The 16769-nt window shown below is 60.0% G+C and carries 18 protein-coding genes; 8 read left to right on the top strand and 10 right to left on the bottom strand.

Going from position 1 to position 16769, the window contains the following annotated elements:
• Nucleotides 1-5: 5 nt before the first annotated feature.
• From BLL52_RS21845 to BLL52_RS09780, 7 genes are all read right to left on the bottom strand, one after another.
• The gene (locus tag BLL52_RS21845; protein WP_338065732.1) at nucleotides 6-1445 is read right to left on the bottom strand and encodes a molybdopterin-dependent oxidoreductase; all 1440 of its coding nucleotides are present in this window, start codon (nucleotides 1443-1445) and stop codon (nucleotides 6-8) included.
• A 75-nt stretch (nucleotides 1446-1520) separates the two neighbouring features.
• A complete protein-coding gene (locus BLL52_RS21015) occupies nucleotides 1521-2303 on the bottom strand; it encodes a hypothetical protein (RefSeq protein ID WP_198930623.1) in 783 nt (260 codons plus the stop codon).
• Between the two features lie 60 nt (nucleotides 2304-2363).
• Nucleotides 2364-2609 carry a hypothetical protein gene (locus BLL52_RS21010; protein ID WP_075586493.1) on the bottom strand — a complete coding sequence of 82 codons (246 nt, stop codon included), beginning with the start codon at nucleotides 2607-2609 and terminating at the stop codon, nucleotides 2364-2366.
• A gap of 21 nt (nucleotides 2610-2630) precedes the next feature.
• Nucleotides 2631-3293, bottom strand: a complete 663-nt coding sequence (locus BLL52_RS21005; RefSeq protein ID WP_198930622.1) for a c-type cytochrome — start codon at nucleotides 3291-3293, stop codon at nucleotides 2631-2633.
• 200 nt (nucleotides 3294-3493) lie between these two features.
• Complete coding sequence (locus BLL52_RS09790) at nucleotides 3494-3853, bottom strand: YbaN family protein (protein WP_075586491.1); 360 nt, start codon at nucleotides 3851-3853, stop codon at nucleotides 3494-3496.
• A gap of 87 nt (nucleotides 3854-3940) precedes the next feature.
• Nucleotides 3941-4171, bottom strand: coding sequence for a hexameric tyrosine-coordinated heme protein (locus BLL52_RS09785; protein WP_075586490.1), 231 nt, complete (start codon nucleotides 4169-4171; stop codon nucleotides 3941-3943).
• A 53-nt stretch (nucleotides 4172-4224) separates the two neighbouring features.
• Complete coding sequence (locus BLL52_RS09780; RefSeq protein ID WP_075587176.1) at nucleotides 4225-4791, bottom strand: YggT family protein; 567 nt, start codon at nucleotides 4789-4791, stop codon at nucleotides 4225-4227.
• A 131-nt stretch (nucleotides 4792-4922) separates the two neighbouring features.
• On the opposite strand from BLL52_RS09780, the gene lysS reads away from it, so the two are divergent.
• Nucleotides 4923-6476, top strand: coding sequence for a lysine--tRNA ligase (gene lysS, locus BLL52_RS09775; RefSeq protein ID WP_075586489.1), 1554 nt, complete (start codon nucleotides 4923-4925; stop codon nucleotides 6474-6476).
• A 43-nt stretch (nucleotides 6477-6519) separates the two neighbouring features.
• Complete coding sequence (locus BLL52_RS09770) at nucleotides 6520-7077, top strand: YgjP-like metallopeptidase domain-containing protein (protein ID WP_075586488.1); 558 nt, start codon at nucleotides 6520-6522, stop codon at nucleotides 7075-7077.
• Nucleotides 7078-7540: 463 nt separating this feature from the next.
• Here BLL52_RS09770 and BLL52_RS09765 read toward each other — a convergent pair whose 3' ends face one another.
• Both BLL52_RS09765 and BLL52_RS09760 read right to left on the bottom strand, forming a co-directional pair.
• Nucleotides 7541-9244, bottom strand: a complete 1704-nt coding sequence (locus tag BLL52_RS09765) for an IS1634 family transposase (RefSeq protein ID WP_075586487.1) — start codon at nucleotides 9242-9244, stop codon at nucleotides 7541-7543.
• Nucleotides 9245-9473: 229 nt separating this feature from the next.
• A complete protein-coding gene (locus BLL52_RS09760) occupies nucleotides 9474-10412 on the bottom strand; it encodes an NAD-dependent epimerase/dehydratase family protein (RefSeq protein ID WP_083633887.1) in 939 nt (312 codons plus the stop codon).
• A gap of 47 nt (nucleotides 10413-10459) precedes the next feature.
• On the opposite strand from BLL52_RS09760, the gene BLL52_RS09755 reads away from it, so the two are divergent.
• The 3 genes from BLL52_RS09755 to BLL52_RS09745 all read left to right on the top strand — a co-directional run bounded on the left by BLL52_RS09755 (nucleotide 10460) and on the right by BLL52_RS09745 (nucleotide 13165).
• Complete coding sequence (locus tag BLL52_RS09755; protein WP_075587175.1) at nucleotides 10460-11524, top strand: CDP-6-deoxy-delta-3,4-glucoseen reductase; 1065 nt, start codon at nucleotides 10460-10462, stop codon at nucleotides 11522-11524.
• 20 nt (nucleotides 11525-11544) lie between these two features.
• Nucleotides 11545-12516 carry a Bug family tripartite tricarboxylate transporter substrate binding protein gene (locus BLL52_RS09750; RefSeq protein WP_075586485.1) on the top strand — a complete coding sequence of 324 codons (972 nt, stop codon included), beginning with the start codon at nucleotides 11545-11547 and terminating at the stop codon, nucleotides 12514-12516.
• Nucleotides 12517-12658: 142 nt separating this feature from the next.
• Entirely contained in the window at nucleotides 12659-13165 is a 507-nt protein-coding gene (locus tag BLL52_RS09745; RefSeq protein ID WP_075586484.1) for a hypothetical protein, read from the top strand.
• A gap of 183 nt (nucleotides 13166-13348) precedes the next feature.
• On the opposite strand, the gene BLL52_RS09740 is transcribed toward BLL52_RS09745, so the two are convergent.
• Nucleotides 13349-13720: a TraR/DksA family transcriptional regulator gene (locus BLL52_RS09740; RefSeq protein WP_075586483.1), complete on the bottom strand. Its 372-nt coding sequence runs from the start codon at nucleotides 13718-13720 to the stop codon at nucleotides 13349-13351.
• Between the two features lie 504 nt (nucleotides 13721-14224).
• Here BLL52_RS09740 and BLL52_RS09735 point away from each other — a divergent pair.
• Genes BLL52_RS09735 through BLL52_RS09725 form a run of 3 tightly spaced genes read left to right on the top strand, consistent with a single transcriptional unit; the run spans nucleotide 14225 to nucleotide 16729 of the window.
• Nucleotides 14225-14962: a class I SAM-dependent methyltransferase gene (locus BLL52_RS09735; protein WP_075586482.1), complete on the top strand. Its 738-nt coding sequence runs from the start codon at nucleotides 14225-14227 to the stop codon at nucleotides 14960-14962.
• Complete coding sequence (locus BLL52_RS09730) at nucleotides 14952-15857, top strand: 1,4-dihydroxy-2-naphthoate polyprenyltransferase (protein WP_075586481.1); 906 nt, start codon at nucleotides 14952-14954, stop codon at nucleotides 15855-15857. The genes BLL52_RS09735 and BLL52_RS09730 overlap by 11 nt, the downstream gene beginning before the upstream one ends.
• Nucleotides 15854-16729 (top strand): bile acid:sodium symporter family protein, encoded by an 876-nt coding sequence (locus BLL52_RS09725; protein WP_083633886.1) that lies wholly within the window; start codon nucleotides 15854-15856, stop codon nucleotides 16727-16729. Before BLL52_RS09730 ends, BLL52_RS09725 begins: the two co-directional genes overlap by 4 nt.
• The last annotated feature ends 40 nt before the right edge of the window (nucleotides 16730-16769 follow it).

Genomic DNA, 16769 nt, shown 5'->3' with positions numbered 1-16769 from the left:
GCCAGCTAGACCGCCTGCGCCTGACTCTGCCCTGAGGCATCGTCGATGGCCTTCAGAATGGGGGTGGTGTGCGTCGGTGCGCCGCCCGACGAATAGCGGTAACTCAGCCCGTAGCCGCCGCCCGGCAGTCCGATCTGCCAGAGCATTGAAGCCAGCGTGATCAGCATCCAGTGAACCTGCTCGCCGAATTGCTGGCGCTGGGTCGAATAGCCTAGCGCCAGCATAGTGCGGTTCTTGGCAAAGCGACGTGCCAGGTCGCGCAACGTGTCGGCAGAAATGCCACAGATATTTGCCGCCCAGTCGGCCGTTTTCGGCGTGCCGTCGCTCGTGCCCTGGAGGTAAGGCAAGAACTTGTCGAAACCTGTGGTGAAGCGGTTCAGGAATTTTTGGTTGTGAAGGCCCTCGACATACAGCGTGTGGGCGATGCCGAGCATCATCGCCACGTCGGTGTGCGGGCGCGGGGCTAGCCATTCGCCATTCAGGGCTTCGCAAGTCTCGGTACGTAGCGGGTCGATGGACAGCACCTTGGTGCCGGCTTTTTTCACCATCTCGATGCCGGGCCAGGCGCCGTGATCAGCGATTTGCCAGGAGATCTGCGAATTGTTAATGGGATTGCATCCCCAAAGCACCATCAGTTGGCAGTTTTCCGCGAGATTCTTCCAAGTGGTGCATTGCTCATACACCTCGATCGAGCCGGACACGTAGGGCAGGATCACCTGCGCAGCCCCGGTCAAGCAGTCGCCAGCGCTGTTCGTGAAGCTACCGGTGAGGTTCAGCATGCGCCGCAACAGCGTCTGACAGTTGTGCAGCTTGCCTGGGCTCTTCCAGCCGTAGGAGCCCGCGAATACCGCCTGTTGGCCGTAGGTCTTTCGCACCTGGACCAGTTCGCCCGCCACCAACTCAATGGCCTTGTCCCAGCTGACGCGGACGAAATCGCCTTTGCCTCGACCATCGGGATCGGCCCCGGGGCCTTTTTCCAGCCAGGCACGACGCACCATCGGATAACGGATACGCGATTCCGAATACAGCGAATCCATGACGCCTGGTAGCTGCGGTGACGGTTTCAAAGCGATCTTTTCCAGCAGTGCGGTCAGCAACTGTGCTGCCTGCCCGTAGAAGCCATTGCCATCGGCGCGAATCAATGCCGGCGCAAAACCAGCCGTCCAGCCTTGCATCTCAGATAGCAGGGCCTGAATGCTCTGCGTGCGGCCTTGCCGTAACGCCTGTGCAAGTGCCACCAGTTCGAGGGCGACATGGTCAGCCGGCTCTTTGCAATCGCACGCTACACGCACGTCAAGGTCGCGCAGTAGCTGCTGCATGCGCTCAACCGCAGGCCCGAACTGCCGCCCCGTGCCATCCCACACGCTGGCATTCGGCGCAACGCTGCGGTGGCGAAAGATGCCTTCAAACAAGGCTGCGTGACGACGCTGCAGGATCACAGACATATCGGCGGGCGTGCCACCGGTTAGGTCGACACAGATTGCCTGCGTTACAGCCGGCTGATCGAGCGTCTCTGCGATCTATTGCAGGGCCACCAGCCCTTGCGTCGTGCGCATGGCTTGCAGGCGTGCGACGCAAGGGCGCGCTCTGGAATTGCTGCGCCAGCCACTTAGCCACGAAGGCAAGATCGGCGGCCTCTGGCGCGCCGTTGTCGGTGCTGCCAGTCTTTGCACTGGCCCCTTGATGCCACCACCCAGGTCTTTCGAGTGATTCTGCAGATACGCCTGGATCAGGCGATATTCGTCATCGGTGAATGAGGTGAAACGCTTCATCGACTTCATGGTGCCGATCCACTGCTTTGCCGTGAAGTGCGTCTTCTGCGCCAGCACATGGCACCCGGCGCATGCCTTCTGATAAGAGTCCTTGCTGTAATCCCAGAGCGCTTGACGGTTTGTATTCAAGTCCGAAACGTTCGACCACAGCGTCATTTCAACGGGCACCCAGGACTGGCCGGTATCCGGTTCGGTTTCCGGCGTGCCGCGCTGGACAGTGGCCGCCACCGCGTCGGACAAGACTGCCGGCATCACCTGATGCCCCTTGGCTTGGCAGACGATTGACGGCGCTTCCTCCATCTGCCAGCCCTTCAGCACCAGCTGCAATTTGTCGCCATCGCGCTGAGCGATGCGCACCTGCGCACCACCGAGCAACTTGCCCTGTTCTGGCGTCGATCCGCCGATGCCGGATGCCTCAAGCCAGACGTTTTTAGCCGCAACCACCGGGGCTTGTGCATCACCACTGATGGCCGAGGCAGGCGAGGTCGGCAGGTTGGGCTTGGCTTGGACCGCATTTTTCAACATCGCCAAAGTTTCGGTCCGGTTTGGCACGGGCAAGCCTGGGGCACGTCGATCCACCGCCAAGACGTGCTACAGATACACCGCCATGGCCTGAATATCGCTCAGCGGCAAGCACGAGGTATTTTTGACCACCTCAGCCATATCGCCGTCTGAGGCGCGCCCGATTGGGCTAATGCCGCAATGCAGGTAGTTGCTGATTGACGCCACAGACCAGAAACCGATGCCGGTTTCATCCGGCGTGATGTTCGGGAAATAGCCGTCACCCTGCGGATTGGTTCCGCCAGCGTAGCGCTGGTCTTTCATGATGTTGCCCATGGAATTGCGTGGCGAGTGACATTAGGCGCAGTGCCCCGCGCCTTCCACCAAGTATTCACCGCGTTTGTAAAGTGCCACATCAACCCCCTCGGGAGACGGGCCCTCTTCCCCGCGCTTGCCATCCAGGAACGCCAAGCGCCACACCCCAACGCCGCGGCGCAGGTTGATGGGGAGCTTCAACTCATGATCAGCCGCCTGATGGCTGACCGGTGCCAGACTCATCATGGAGACGTACAAATCGCGCGCATCCTCGCCGGTCATGCGCTGGTAAGAGGTATAGGGAAATGACGGATACAGGTTACGCCCGTCGGGAAAGATACCTCCGGGACCGACGCCCTCGCGCATGGCGCGATCAAACTGTTCCAGAGTCCAGTTGCCGATGCCTGTGGTTTTGTTGGGGGAGATGTTGGGCATGTGAAACACCCCGAACTTGGTGTCGAGTTTGCGACCGCCGCCGAGCAGCGTGTCGTTGTTCTGTCCAGCGCTCTCATGGCAATTCGCGCAATGCGACGCCAGTAAGACATTGCGTCCATTGGCCAGATCTGCGCCAGCCAAGTCGGGCAGCGTTCGGCCCGGATGGGTCAGCGACCAAGTCCAAGGTGAGCTCAGAACGAGAAAGCCAAGCACACCCACCAGTAAGGTGCCGCCAACGGCCTTGTCCAAGGTTTTTCGATCCACTGCCATTTTGATTGCCTCCAGTGCAATCGGCACAGCGCCGACATTGGGGAGAAGCTTAAGCCTGGCGCAGGCTGTAAAGGCTGCATCCCTGCTACCAGACCGTAAACGCTTTGTAAGCATGGCGACAAGATGCCATCTGTCGCAGCGCTACAGGAACGGGGTAATCCAGCCCAGGGTGCCCGGAGAAAACAATGGCTGGCGGATCGTCATCGGCGCGTCGCAATCCTCAGCACCGCCACAGCTCCGATGATGCCAGTTACCAGCAGCACGCCTTGCAGTAACGGTCGGCCCTGAAAGCCCCAGATCGACAGGACCACCATCAGCGTCATCGACACTAACGCCACCGTCTTGGTGCGCTGGGTCAGACTGTGGTCGCGGTCCCAATCGCGCAGCATGGGCCCGAACCAGCGGTGGTTGAGCAGACGGGCGTGCAGCTTAGGCGAGGCCTTGGCGTAGCAGCCGGCGGCAAGCAGGATGAAGGGGGTGGTGGGTAGGCCGGGCAGCACCACACCGATCAGGCCAAGCATGAGCGACACGCTGCCAACGGTCCACAGAAACCCACGCATCAACCGTGAACGGTGTGGCTGGACAGGGGTGGGAATTGAATCAATGACATCGCCCCTCGACGCCGCGCGCTTCATGGCATCAATGGCCTAGCCGCGCCAATAGTTGTTGGCAGCCGATATCGTCTGGAAGTTGATGGCGATGACTTGTGACGCTGCAGTCAGCCCGTCTGCAGATTCCGCATATGCCGAACGCATCGCCATGAGCTTGTCCGAGTCTGGTTGGGTGTACTTGACCCCGCGTCGGCTGAGCGTGATGACCAGATCAAAACCCTCTTGAGGCGTGGCAGTGATCAATGAGGGCAGCCACGATTGCGTCATATCTATCTCCTGTTGTTGAGCATCGAGGATAGCTGCAAGCACGCGCCGTCGCGTCAAAACAGCAGCAGCGCCCAACCCTGCAGACTTCCCAGCACGATGGAAGCAACCTGCAGCAGCACCAGTAGCACCAGCGGTGACAGGTCGACCCCGCCAATCAGCGGCACCACCCGCCGGATGGGTGCCAGCACCGGGCTTACCAGACGCTCAAGCACATCAGCAAACACTGAATTTGTCTGCACCCAGGACAAGATCGCGTACACGATGACTGCGGCGGTCATGGCTGACAACGTCATGCGCAGCAGACCAAAGAAGGCCAAAATCGGCACGGAAAAAAATCCGCCTACCCCGCCGACCAGCAGCCAGAGCAAGCCAAACGATGCAAACTGCAGCACAAACGCGCCAACCAAGCTAGCCGTGTCAAGCGCACCCACCGCTGGAATTACTTTACGCAGCGGCAGAACAATCCAGTCGGTCAGGGCAAACACGAAGCGCCCCAACGGGTTCCCCGAGCGCGCCGACATCGGGATGCGTTGGTACTGCATGTACAGGCGCAACAGGCAGGCACCACTCAGAATGGCGACAACCACCTCCAACAACAAAGAGACAATTTGGAACAGCATGGGCAAAAGCCAATCAAGAAGGGAGCGGTCAATGATAGCGACCCCTGGCACTTTAAAATAACGGGTTTTTTGCGTGGCCCCAACAGCGTGCGGGCTTTCGCCACCCTTCACCCGCCTTTTGATTGTCAGCCATGTCCGAACCCCTCCTACCTCCCGTGCCCCAAGACGAAAACCAGTTGATGGCCGAGCGGCGCGACAAGCTCGCCGCGTTGCGCCAGGCACAGCAGCAGGGCAAAGGCGTTGCCTTCCCAAACGACTTCAAGCCCACCCACCACGCCGCCAGCCTGCTCACCGACCACGCCGACACCGCGCCCGACGACCTGCTAGAGCAAGGCCACAGCGCCAAGGTGGCGGGACGCATGATGCTCAAGCGCGTTATGGGCAAGGCCAGCTTTTGCACCTTGCAAGACAGCACCGCACGCATTCAGATCTACATCAAGCGCGATGACCTGGGCGAAGAGCTTTACAACGCCTTCAAGCACTGGGATCTGGGCGACATCGTGGCCGCAGAGGGAAAAGTGTTCAAGACCAAGACCGGTGAGCTGTCGATTCATGCCAGCAGCATCCGCCTGCTCACCAAAAGCCTGCGCCCGATGCCCGACAAGTTCCACGGCATGGCCGACCAGGAGGTCAAATACCGCCAGCGCTATGTCGACCTGATGACCGACGAGACCACCCGCAAGCGCTTTGTGGCGCGCAGCAAAGCCATCAGCGGCATTCGCGAATTCATGGTCGCGCACGACTTTCTGGAAGTGGAAACGCCGATGCTGCACCCGATTCCGGGCGGCGCCAACGCGAAACCTTTCACCACGCACCACAACGCGCTGGACCAGCAGATGTTTTTGCGCATTGCGCCCGAGCTGTACCTGAAGCGCCTGATTGTTGGCGGCTTTGATCGCGTGTTCGAGATCAACCGCAGCTTCCGCAACGAAGGCATCAGCGTGCGCCACAACCCCGAGTTCACCATGATGGAGTTCTACGCGGCGTATTGGGACTACCAGGATTTGATGACCTTCACCGAAGCCCTGATCCGCGATGCTGCACAAAAGGCCTTGGGCACCCTGCACTTGAGCTACGCAGGCAAACCGGTCGATCTGGAACAGCCCTTTGAGCGCCTGACCATCCATGAAGCCATCTGCAAATACACCGACGCCGGCCAGATGCTCGACGACGGCTCGGGCCTGAAGGTGGACAGCGCCACCTGGCTGCGCAGCGTGTTGCCCAACTTGGGCATCACCGAGGCCAAGCACCACATCTCGAAGCGCAGCCTGCCCAGCCTGCAGGTGTTTTACTTTGAAGAAACCGTGGAAGAAAAGCTCTGGAACCCGACCTTCATCATGGAGCACCCAACCGAAATCTCGCCGCTGGCCCGCGCCAACGACAACCGCCCCGAAGTCACCGAGCGTTTTGAGCTTTACATCACCGGGCGCGAATTCGGCAACGGCTTCAGCGAGTTGAACGATGCGCAAGAACAAGCCGCCCGCTTCCAGGCCCAGGTGGCCGCCAAAGACAGTGGCGACGACGAAGCCATGTACTACGACCACGACTTCATCCGCGCGTTGGAATACGGTATGCCGCCCACCGGTGGCTGCGGTGTTGGGCTGGACCGGCTGATGATGCTGCTGACCGACAGCAGCAGCATCCGCGACGTGATTTTGTTCCCAGCACTGCGTCGAGAAGTTTAAGCCAAAATGGCCTCTAGCCCTTATGTTTAAAGCGCTAGTAGCTATGAATATAGTACTGAATCAACCTGTAGCCGCAGCGCTGCGCTACCTGCAAGGCTACCCGCCAGACACGCTAGCGCAGGTGGAAAAGCTGCTGCAGGAAGACCGGGTGGCCGACTGGCTCTTGCGCAAATACCCGCAGGGCCACGCCGTGCGCACCGATCGGTCGCTGTTTGACTATATGCAGGCGCTGAAGTCTGAGCATCTGCGCGGGGCTGAGCCACTGGCAAAGGTGCTGTTTGACAACAAGCTGCAAGTGGTGCAGCACGCGCTGGGCACCCACACCACGATCGCTCGCGTGCAGGGCAACAAGCTCAAGGCCAAGCGTGAAATTCGCGTGGCGAGTTTGTTCAAGCAGGCTCCGCCTGAGTTTCTGAAAATGATCGCAGTGCACGAGCTCGCTCACCTCAAAGAGCGCGCGCATGACAAGGCGTTTTACCAACTCTGCAACTACATGGAGCCGCGCTACCACCAGCTCGAATTCGAGGTGCGTGTTTACCTGACGCACCTTGAGGTGGCAGGCGCGCGCTTGTGGGACAACGCTGAACCGCCAGCGAGTTGAGCCACTGTCCGGCTAGCCGACAGACAGCAGGGCAGCTGCGGCACGCTGATCAGAACTGCCAATAAGCGCTGTTTAGACACTCGCGGATGTTCAGCCGGTAACAGGCGGTCACGTCAGATCTATTTCGCCGCAGTTTCATTAATGTTGTGCCTTTGTCAAAAACCGCTCCTGAGCAGATTGACAGCATTCGTGCCTGGGGTAGAGACCGCGCTGTTCCCGCATCCGGCCAACCTATTGGAATGGCATCCAACCAGGCGCGGCCACGACGGCAAGTGTTAGGCTAACACCTCGGTGCTTCGACGCGTCTTGTTTGTCTGGAAGTTTGCCGTCATGGTCTAGCAGGCTGAATAATTCGGTGCTGTTCAGTCCGGACTACCCGACAAATTACAAGAAAGCCCACCCGAGTTCGACAGTTAAATTTGTAACGTGTTGATTTATATAGGTGCGCCCCGCGCGTGTGCCACTACAAAAGGGTCAACTGGGCGGGAAGGGTCGGTTTCTTGATCGTCAGTGCTTGCAAAATCTCCGCGTGTTCGTGGTTGATGCTTGAGAGCGCGGCAATGGGCTCCAAATCATTGACCTTCACCACCTGATGCTGAATGCGGCGCAACTTGTCGAGTGCGCGCTCTGGTGATATCTTGGTGTTGCTGTCTCTGAGACGGCTGCGCATGACCCGGTACAGAATCAGCGCCATAAAGCTAATGGTCGCATGGGCGTGAATCCGATCGGGCAGGCGGTGGTAAATCGGCCCAATCTCGATCTCAGACTTCATCACCCGAAACCCGCGCTCAATGTCAGCCAATGACCTATAGCGCTTGATCACCTCCTCGGGCGTGAAGTCTGGCGCATTGGTCACCAACAGCAGCTTGCCGTCCATCATCTTGGCGTGCTTCAAAGCCCGTTCATCAATGTCGTAGGTGAAGAGCTCACTCTTGAGGTTCACCTTCACAATCCGCGCCAAATGGGCCTCGCACACCTCGCGGTAAAACTTGGCTCGTGCCCCGCCATCAGAGAGCTTGCGACCAGGTTTTTTCTTACCCGCATCCTGATCATTGAGCTTGCCCACCCACAGATCGGCTTGCGCTTTCAACTCGTTAATGCGTTTGTCACGCTTGGCACCCGCATCCAACGACACCTGTGGATCATGGGCAATGATCAAGCGCAGCTTGTTCCAAGCGGCCTCACCCAGAATTTCTTCTTTGGCGGGTAAACACTGCTTTGTATGAAACGGCTCCAGCAGCTCAACGAAGTCCCCATAACGCCTGCCCGGTACGGCCAGAATGAATTCGAGCTTGTTGCCCCCAGGCAAAACAATTTCCTGCAAATCAGCCAAGTTCTCTGTGGATAGCAAGCCCCGGTCGGCCACCGCAATGACGCGTTTGATGGGAAAGCGCGCCACGATCTTCTCGATCACACCCTTGATCGTGGTCACCTCCGCCGTGTTGCCGTCAAACACCTCGTGGTACAGAGGCAAACCCTCTGAGGTCTGTACGACTCCGAGCATGACCTGGCGCTCAACCACGCCTACTTTGGCCATGCCATAGTGGCGCAAGTCCCCTTCCTGCTCAGACAGACCGGCAGCCCGAATGGTCGTCATGTCATAAAACACCATGGCCAGGTCTTGATCAACCAGAGGGCGCAGCAAGCTGGCCATCACGTTATCAACCTCTGCCTTGTGATCGACCAGTGCATCCATGGCGCGCAGCAGGTGCTGATGGTCAATCGATTCCAGTGACGTTCCCGGCAAAGCCACCGTTTCCAACCAGCGCAGCACGCCCAGCTTGGAGTCAGGATCACACAGGCGGTTGAACACCATGACCCGGATCAGGGCTTCAACGTCAATGCTGTGGCGGGTGTGGCGAAAAACACCGCGCAGGCCATCAAAACCCAAAGCGTTCCACAATTCGGTGAGTGTGTAGACATCACCAAAATCACGGGCGGCCTCAAAGCTGAGAACGGGTGGTGTTGCCGGTGCAAGCGCTGCAGGGGTTTGCCCCGTGACACGCTGCAAGCCGGCAATGACGGAATTGAGCTCGGTGTTTAACTGGTCGATGCGACCCAGCGATGCAATAGTGCGTTGTTTGGGTCTACCGGTGGATGCATCACGGTACGCCTCGACGAGTTGGACGTAGCGATTAGGACCGCGGCGGGTGACTTTGATAAACACGCCACTACTCTATCACAGGACATGGCTAGCAAATTTACAAATAAATCGTTAATCGCGCCATTACACAAATGAATTTTTAGAGAAGAAAACTGTTGATTTCACTGGGGATTGAGGTGACGGGGGGCAAATAGCTGTCGAACCCGGGAGCCCATCTTCTAAAGCGTCGATGAGAGTGGCCTATCTCGAATGGGGCATGTGAATAGGAGCCCTTTTATACTTGCCATTTTTGTCAACTAACGAGTCCCTGCGCCACCGTGGGGTAGCGCAGCTTCAGGCGCAGCTCTTTTTTCAGACGCGCGTTGTCCATGCGGCGGGACTCGCTCATGAAACTCAGCAGTGCCAGCGGCAAGCGTTGCTGGGCTTCAGCGCGTGTCAGCCGCTGTGGGCGCGCCAAGCCATACAGGTCAGCGGCCATCTCAAAATACTCGCCCATCTTTTGGCAGCTGTCATCATTGGTGTTGTAGATGCGCTGCGGCGCACCGCGCCAAAGTGCCGCGACACAGGTGCGGGCCAGGTCATCGGCGTGGATATGGTTGGTGTACACATCATCTGCGGCACACAGCATCGGCGTGCCGCGCAGCAGGCGTTCGCGCGGTGTGCCGCCCACGCGGTTCGGGGCGTAAATGCCGGGGATGCGCAAAATGGCGCTGCGCACGCCCGTGGCGCGGCCAAAGTGGCGCACCCTGTTTTCTGCGTCAATTCGCCTTCTAGCCCTTGATGTGTAAGGGTTAGCAGCTCTTGTCTCAGTAGCCACCCCACCTTGCAGGTCGCCATACACGCCGCTGGTGGAGCCGTAGACGAATGACTGCGGTGGACTGCGCAGGCGCAAGGCCCGTGTCAACGCCTTGGTGCGCGGGTCGCCGTCGTTGCCCTCTGGCGGTGGCGCCAGATGCACCACACGGTTGGCCAGGCCACTCAGGCGTCGCAGGCTGGCGGGTTCGTCCAGATTGCCGTGTAGCGCGGTGATGCCACACGCACGCAACTCTGGCACACGTGCCGGGCTGGAGGTCAGCGCCAGCAACCGCGCCCGGGGGCGCAGCAGTGCCGCCACGCGCAGACCGATGTCGCCACAGCCCACCAGCAGCAACCGCTCGCGGCGAAAGCGCGCGGGCAATGCACCCGGTCGGGTGGCATATAAAAGGGAATGGGGGCTTTTCAATGCAGGCAAAATTCGGTCCTTCCAGTTTTGTTCTCAGTGTCAAGGATAACGACAACATGCCGCTCACCGCTACCGACGCTTCCAGTTTTCACGTCACCATCGAACCCAGTCAGCGCAGCTACACCGCTTCAAAGGATGAAACCCTGCTGGCTGGCGCGATTCGCCAGGGTATTAACCTGCCTTACGGCTGCAAGGACGGCGCCTGTGGCTCTTGCAAATGCCAGAAAGTCAGTGGCACCGTCACCCACGGCCCCCATCAGGCCAAGGCCCTGAGCGACGACGACGAAGCCCAGGGCATGGTGCTGACCTGCTGCGCCACAGCCACTAGCGATGTGGTGCTGGAATCGCGCCAAGTCACCGCCCAGGGCGCCTATTCCATCAAGAAACTGCCAACGCGCCTCAAGCTGATGGAGAAAAAATCTGACGATGTCATGCGCCTGCTGCTGCAACTGCCCGCCAACGAGCCGTTTCCTTTTCACGCCGGGCAATACGTCGAGTTTTTGCTGAAAGACGGCGTTCGACGCAGTTATTCGATAGCCAACGCGCCACACCTACTGGCCGCGGGTGAAGGCATGGAACTGCACATTCGCCACATGCCGGGCGGCCTCTTCACCGATCAGGTCTTTGGCAGCATGAAAGAGCGCGACATTTTGCGCATTGAAGGGCCTTATGGCAGCTTCTACTTGCGCGAAGACAGCAACAAGCCGATCATCTTGCTGGCCTCAGGCACCGGCTTTGCCCCGCTCAAGGCGCTGCTGGAGCACATGCAATTCAAGGGCATCACCCGCCCTGTGACGCTGTATTGGGGTGGGCGCAGGCCCGCTGATCTGTACATGACCGATTGGGTCAGCGCCCAGTTGGCGAAGATGCCCAACCTGCGTTTTGTACCGGTGGTGTCAGACGGCTTGCCAGAGGACGGCTGGCGCGGGCGCACTGGTTTTGTGCACTTGGCGGTGCTGCAGGATGTGCCTGACCTCTCTGGCTGCCAGGTGTATGCCTGCGGCGCGCCGATCGTGGTGGCGTCAGCACAGCGCGACTACCTGCTGGCGGGTTTGCCGGTTGACGAGTTTTATGCCGACGCGTTTACCTCCGAGGCTGACAAGGCCGCCAACACCCTTTGACGCAATTTAAAGGACGACTTATGCACACCCGCACTTTCCTTCTTGGCGCCTTGACCCTCGCTGCCGCCACCGTTTTGCCGCTAGCGCAGGCACAGGACAAACCCATCCGCTTGATCGTGCCTTATGCGCCGGGCGGCCCACTGGACATCACCGCTCGCGTGCTGGCTGAGCGCGTCAAGGACAGCCTGGGCACCGTCATCGTCGACAACAAGCCCGGCGCCGGTGGCAACATTGGTGTTGGCGCGGTGGCCAAAGCGGCACCGGACGGTCTGACCATTGGCATCGCCGCCACCGCCACCCACGCGGTCAACCCCTGGCTGTACGCCAAGATGCCTTTCAACGCCGCCACTGACTTTACGCCCATCACCCAAATGGTGCGCGTGCCCAACGTGCTGGTGATGAATGCCGACACCGCCGCACGTCTGAAGATCAACAGTGTCAAAGACCTGATTGCCTACGCCCGTGACAACCCGGCCAAGCTCAACTATGGCAGCGGTGGCAACGGCAGTGCCGGGCATCTGGCCGGTGAAATGTTCAAAAAAGACGCGGGGATTTTTGCCGTGCACATCCCTTACAACGGTGGTAACCCGGCACAGCTGGCGCTGCTCAGCGGCCAGGTAGATTTCAACTTTGACAACCTGTCCACCGCGGCCCCCAACATCAAGGCCGGCAAGCTCAAGGCCCTGGCGGTGACCACCCTGACCGCATCGCCCGCGCTGCCTGGCGTGCCGCCGCTAGCCGACACCCTGAAGGGCTTTTCCATAGACACCTGGTGGGGCCTGGTGGCACCGGCGGGCACCCCAAAAGAGGTAATTACCAAACTCAACAGCGCCTTTGTCGCTGCGCTGAATGCCCCTGAAACCAAAGCCCGGTTTGCCACCCTGATGGCCGAGCCGGTAGCCAGCACGCCCGAGGCCTTTGGTGCCCTGATGGCCAGTGAACGCGCCAAGTATCAGGTGGTGGTGAAAGACACTGGCGCCCGCGTTGACTAAGCGCCAACAAAGTCACAAATCCTTACTTGGTTGGCGTGGCAACCAGCTCCCTAAAACCTCGTTTTTGCGGCATATTACGAGTTGCTTTGCGTGCCGTGCATCATGCGCGCATGGCCTAACACCCAGAGACAAAAAACACACCATGAATTTGCTGCAACAATCTCGCGCGCGTCTGGCCACATTGGGCCTGGCGCTGGCCTCAGCTTTTGCTGCTTTGCTGGGGGGCTGCACCTCCACACCGCTGCCACCCCCTGCAAAGCCCGTAACTGCTCCGGTAGTGATAGCGCCGCCTACTGGGTTAGACAAGATGTCGCAAGCGGTTACCCCGTACGCCTACCGGCGTGATGCTGCCAGCCACCTGTACAGCAAAAACACCGACCGCATTTACCTCGGCAAAATGCCGCCACTGCTGTACGCGATTGGTGTGCTGCAGGTGGAGGTGGACGGCCGTGGCCGCGTCACCAGCACCAGTTGGATGCGCGCCCCGACCCACGCCCCCGAGGTGATCGCCGAAATCGAACGCACCGTGCGCGCCGCCGCCCCCTACCCCGCCCCGGTGCGCATGGGTCGCGTCACCTACACCGACACTTGGCTGTGGCACCGAAGCGGCACCTTCCAGTTGGATACGCTGACCGAAGGGCAGTACTGATTTTTTACGGACGTTTGACCGTCGACTTTGCAGTCGTACCTGCAGGCCAGGACCGCCGGAAGGTCAAATAACACCACTGGCTGACGAGCAGCCCAACACGTCGCCCACACGGGCATCATCGCTCTGGGCACTTAGGGCACCGACAGGCATACGCAGCAGCGTCGGTGACCGGTGCGATGCCGCCTAGCCTTTCTCCTCGCGGATTTCCTGGCAGCGAATACAACGCTTTGCAGTCGGATAAGCCGCAAGACGCGCATAGGGGATCGGTTCATCACAGTCGACACAGACGCCGTAGGTCCCATCGGTGAGACGTGCTTCGGCCGCGACGATGTCGCGCAGCTCTGCGGTGTCGCGCGCCACTTCCGCATTGCTGACTTCGGTCATCTGGTTGGCCGAGGCGATATCCCCCGCATCCGTGGTGTTAGCCAGGATGTCCTCGATCGTTTCCCCGCGCAGGCCGGAAAGCCCCGTGCGGATTTCGTCATGCATCACTTGCTTGCGCGCACCCAACATCTTGGCGAGATCGTCGTGCTCGCTGGTCGTCAATTTGTCCATGGTTTCACTCCTAAAAATCAATACTTGTGTTCGTATCGATGTCAATGATAGGAAGTTCTATCGAATGAGGCTAGGTGGTGCACCCACAGTCGGATTAGTCAGGCGGTGATGGGTTTGCCACAGTCCAATCTGGCTCAGCCGCCTCACCCTTCCCCGGCCAATGCGTGTCCACACTGATCCAGAAAAGCGCCACCTTGTATTTCACATTGCCGAATGCAGCGATCTTCGTAAACACCTGAAGTCGCGTTGAATACGCTGGCGTTAGCCTGCTTGGGTCTGCGCCGCATGCCATTGCGCAAGACGCTCGGTGCCGCCAGCCGTCTTGGGGAAACTGGCGAGCCTCCTTGCAGGCCATCGGTATGCCTTAAGAGGTGATGGGCCGCGCTATCGTCAATTAAACTTGACACCTTTTGACTCGCGTGAGCTAAAGCGTGCGCCCTGGCGCCTCACACTCACCCGGATGCCCGGGCTCCTTTTGTGCACTGACCGCTGACATTTAGCCCCATGACCCAAGAACACGACATCAACCACAGCTTTGGCCGCGAAGCGGTGAACCAAGAACAGCGCCGCGAGCGCATTCGCACGGTGTTCACGGCGGTGGCGCCGCGCTACGACCTGATGAATGACCTGATGAGCATGGGCATTCACCGGCTCTGGAAGCGCAAGCTGGCGCGCCGTGTGGCGGGTGTTCATGGCAAAACGGTTGATCTGGCGGGCGGCACCGGCGACGTGGCACGCCTGCTGCGCAGCCCGCAACGCCAGGTAATCGTTTGCGACCCGAGCCAGGCCATGATGCAGGTGGGCCAACAGCGCCCAGGCATGCAAGGCATCGAATGGCTGGTAGGTGAGGCTGAACAGCTGCCGCTGCCAGACGCCAGTGTGGACCTGCTCACCGTGTCGTTTGGCCTGCGCAACGCCACGCATGTGGAGCAGGCGCTGACAGAAATTCACCGCGTGCTCAAGCCCGGCGGGCGTTTTGTCTGCCTGGAATTCTCGCAACCGGCTTTTTGGCTGGCACCGTTTTACAACCTGTACTCGTTTCTGGTGATCCCGCGCCTAGGCGCGCTGGTCGCACGCGAGCCCATCGCCTACCAATACTTGGTGGAGTCGATTCGGCGCTTTCCGAACCAAAAAGGCTTTGCCGCGCTGATGCTACAGGCGGGTTTTAAAGACGTTCGCTGGGAAAACCTTTCTTTTGGTATTGCTGCCCTGCATTTTGGGTCGCGTGCACATGAAAACTGAACGCGCGCTGGGCACAAGCACGTCCAGGCTGCTGGTATGGTGGACGGCGATTCGCCCGCGCACGCTGAGCATGGGCGCGGTGCCAGTGGTGCTGGGCTCTGCCTTGGCCTGGGCCGAAGGCGCAGCACCGCTGTGGGTGGTATTTCTGGCCACTCTGGCCTGTGCCCTGCTGATCCAGATCGGCACCAATCTGCACAACGACGTGGCTGATTTTGAGCGCGGTGCTGACCGCCCGGACCGCATCGGCCCGCTGCGCGTCACCGCTGCCGGCTGGGCCACCCCAGGCAGCGTGAAGCGCGCTGCCGCTGGGTGTTTTGGCGTGGCCTTGGTGCTCGGGCTTTATTTGGCGTGGCAAGGGGGCTGGCCGATTCTGGCGATTGGCGTTCCCTCGCTGCTGGCGGGCTGGGCCTATTCGGGTGGCAAACACCCGATCTCGCACTCCGCTTTAGGTGAGTTGTTTGTGCTGGTGTTTTTTGGCTTGCTGGCGGTGGCGGGTAGCCACTGGCTGCAAAGCGGCAGCGCCTCGCTGTCCGCCTGGCTGGGCGGTGCGGTGGTAGGCCTGCCCGCAGCCGCGGTGCTGCTGGTCAACAATTACCGCGACCGCGATGCGGACCTGCGCAACGGCCGTCAGACCCTGGCCGCGCGCCTGGGCGATGCCGGCGCCCGCAGCGCCTTTGCCGTTATGGTTCTGCTGCCGTTTGTCTTGGCAGCTGGCGTAGCGTGGTCGGCCCACACCGGCGCTTTGCTAACCCTGCTGGCCCTGCCCTATGCGCTGAAATTGATCCCGCGGCTGCGCCGGGAAGCCTCTGGCGCGCAGCTTAATTTGCTGCTCGGGGCCACCGCCAAACTGGGCTTGTTTCTGGGGCTACTGCTGTCTATCGGGGTATTTTTGTGAACCCGGCGATTGTTCAAAAGCTGCTGCCGCTGGCGCTGGCCTTCATCATGTTTTACCTCGGGATGACGCTGGTGCTGGCCGATTTCCGGCGCGTGGCCCAACGCCCCAAAGCCTTGCTGGCCGGTTTGACAGGGCAAATGCTGGTGGTGCCGCTGGCGGGTTTTGCAGTCGCCACGCTAACCGGGCTAGACCCGGTGATGGCAGTCGGCCTGATGGTGTTGGCCGCCTGCCCGGGCGGCGTCAGTGCAGGGCTGCTCACCCATCTGGCGCGCGGGGATACGGCACTGTCAATCTCGCTGACCGCAGTCACTAGCCTGGCCTCCATGCTGACACTGCCTTTGATCGTCAACGCGTCTTTGCAGCATTTCATGGGCAGCAGCCTCACCGCACAGCTGCCGCTGGCACCGATGGTGCAGAGCATCTTTCTGCTGACCACGTTACCGGTGCTGCTGGGCATGGCGCTGCGCTGGAAATTCCCCAGAATGGTGACACGCGGGCTGCCCAATGCATCCAAAGTGGCCACCAGCCTGTTTGTCATGATTGTGCTGGCCACCTTCTGGGACCAGCGTGAGGTGCTGTGGGTGCATCTGCCCACTTTGGGCCCGGCCACGCTGCTGCTGAACGCGATGGTTTTAAGCAGCGTCTATCTGCTGGCCACGCAGGTGCGCCTGCACCACACAGACCGCATCGCCATCGTCACCGAATGTGGTTTGCAGAATTCGGCGCTGGGCATTTTTGTTTGCCTGCAGTTGCTGGCCTCACCCGCCATGAGTGCGCCCAGCGTTGTGTACGCACTGCTGATGAACGGCGGGGCGATGGTGTTTGTGCTGCTGATGCGCAGGCGGCGAGCCGACCCTGCCCTGGCGCCTTGATGGAATTTTATTGATAGCTATCGGCGCTTTAACTACAAGG

It is taken from the genome of Rhodoferax antarcticus ANT.BR (genome assembly GCF_001938565.1).
In the GTDB taxonomy this organism is placed as follows: domain Bacteria; phylum Pseudomonadota; class Gammaproteobacteria; order Burkholderiales; family Burkholderiaceae_C; genus Rhodoferax; species Rhodoferax antarcticus.
This window is presented reverse-complemented; position numbering and strand designations above follow the sequence as displayed.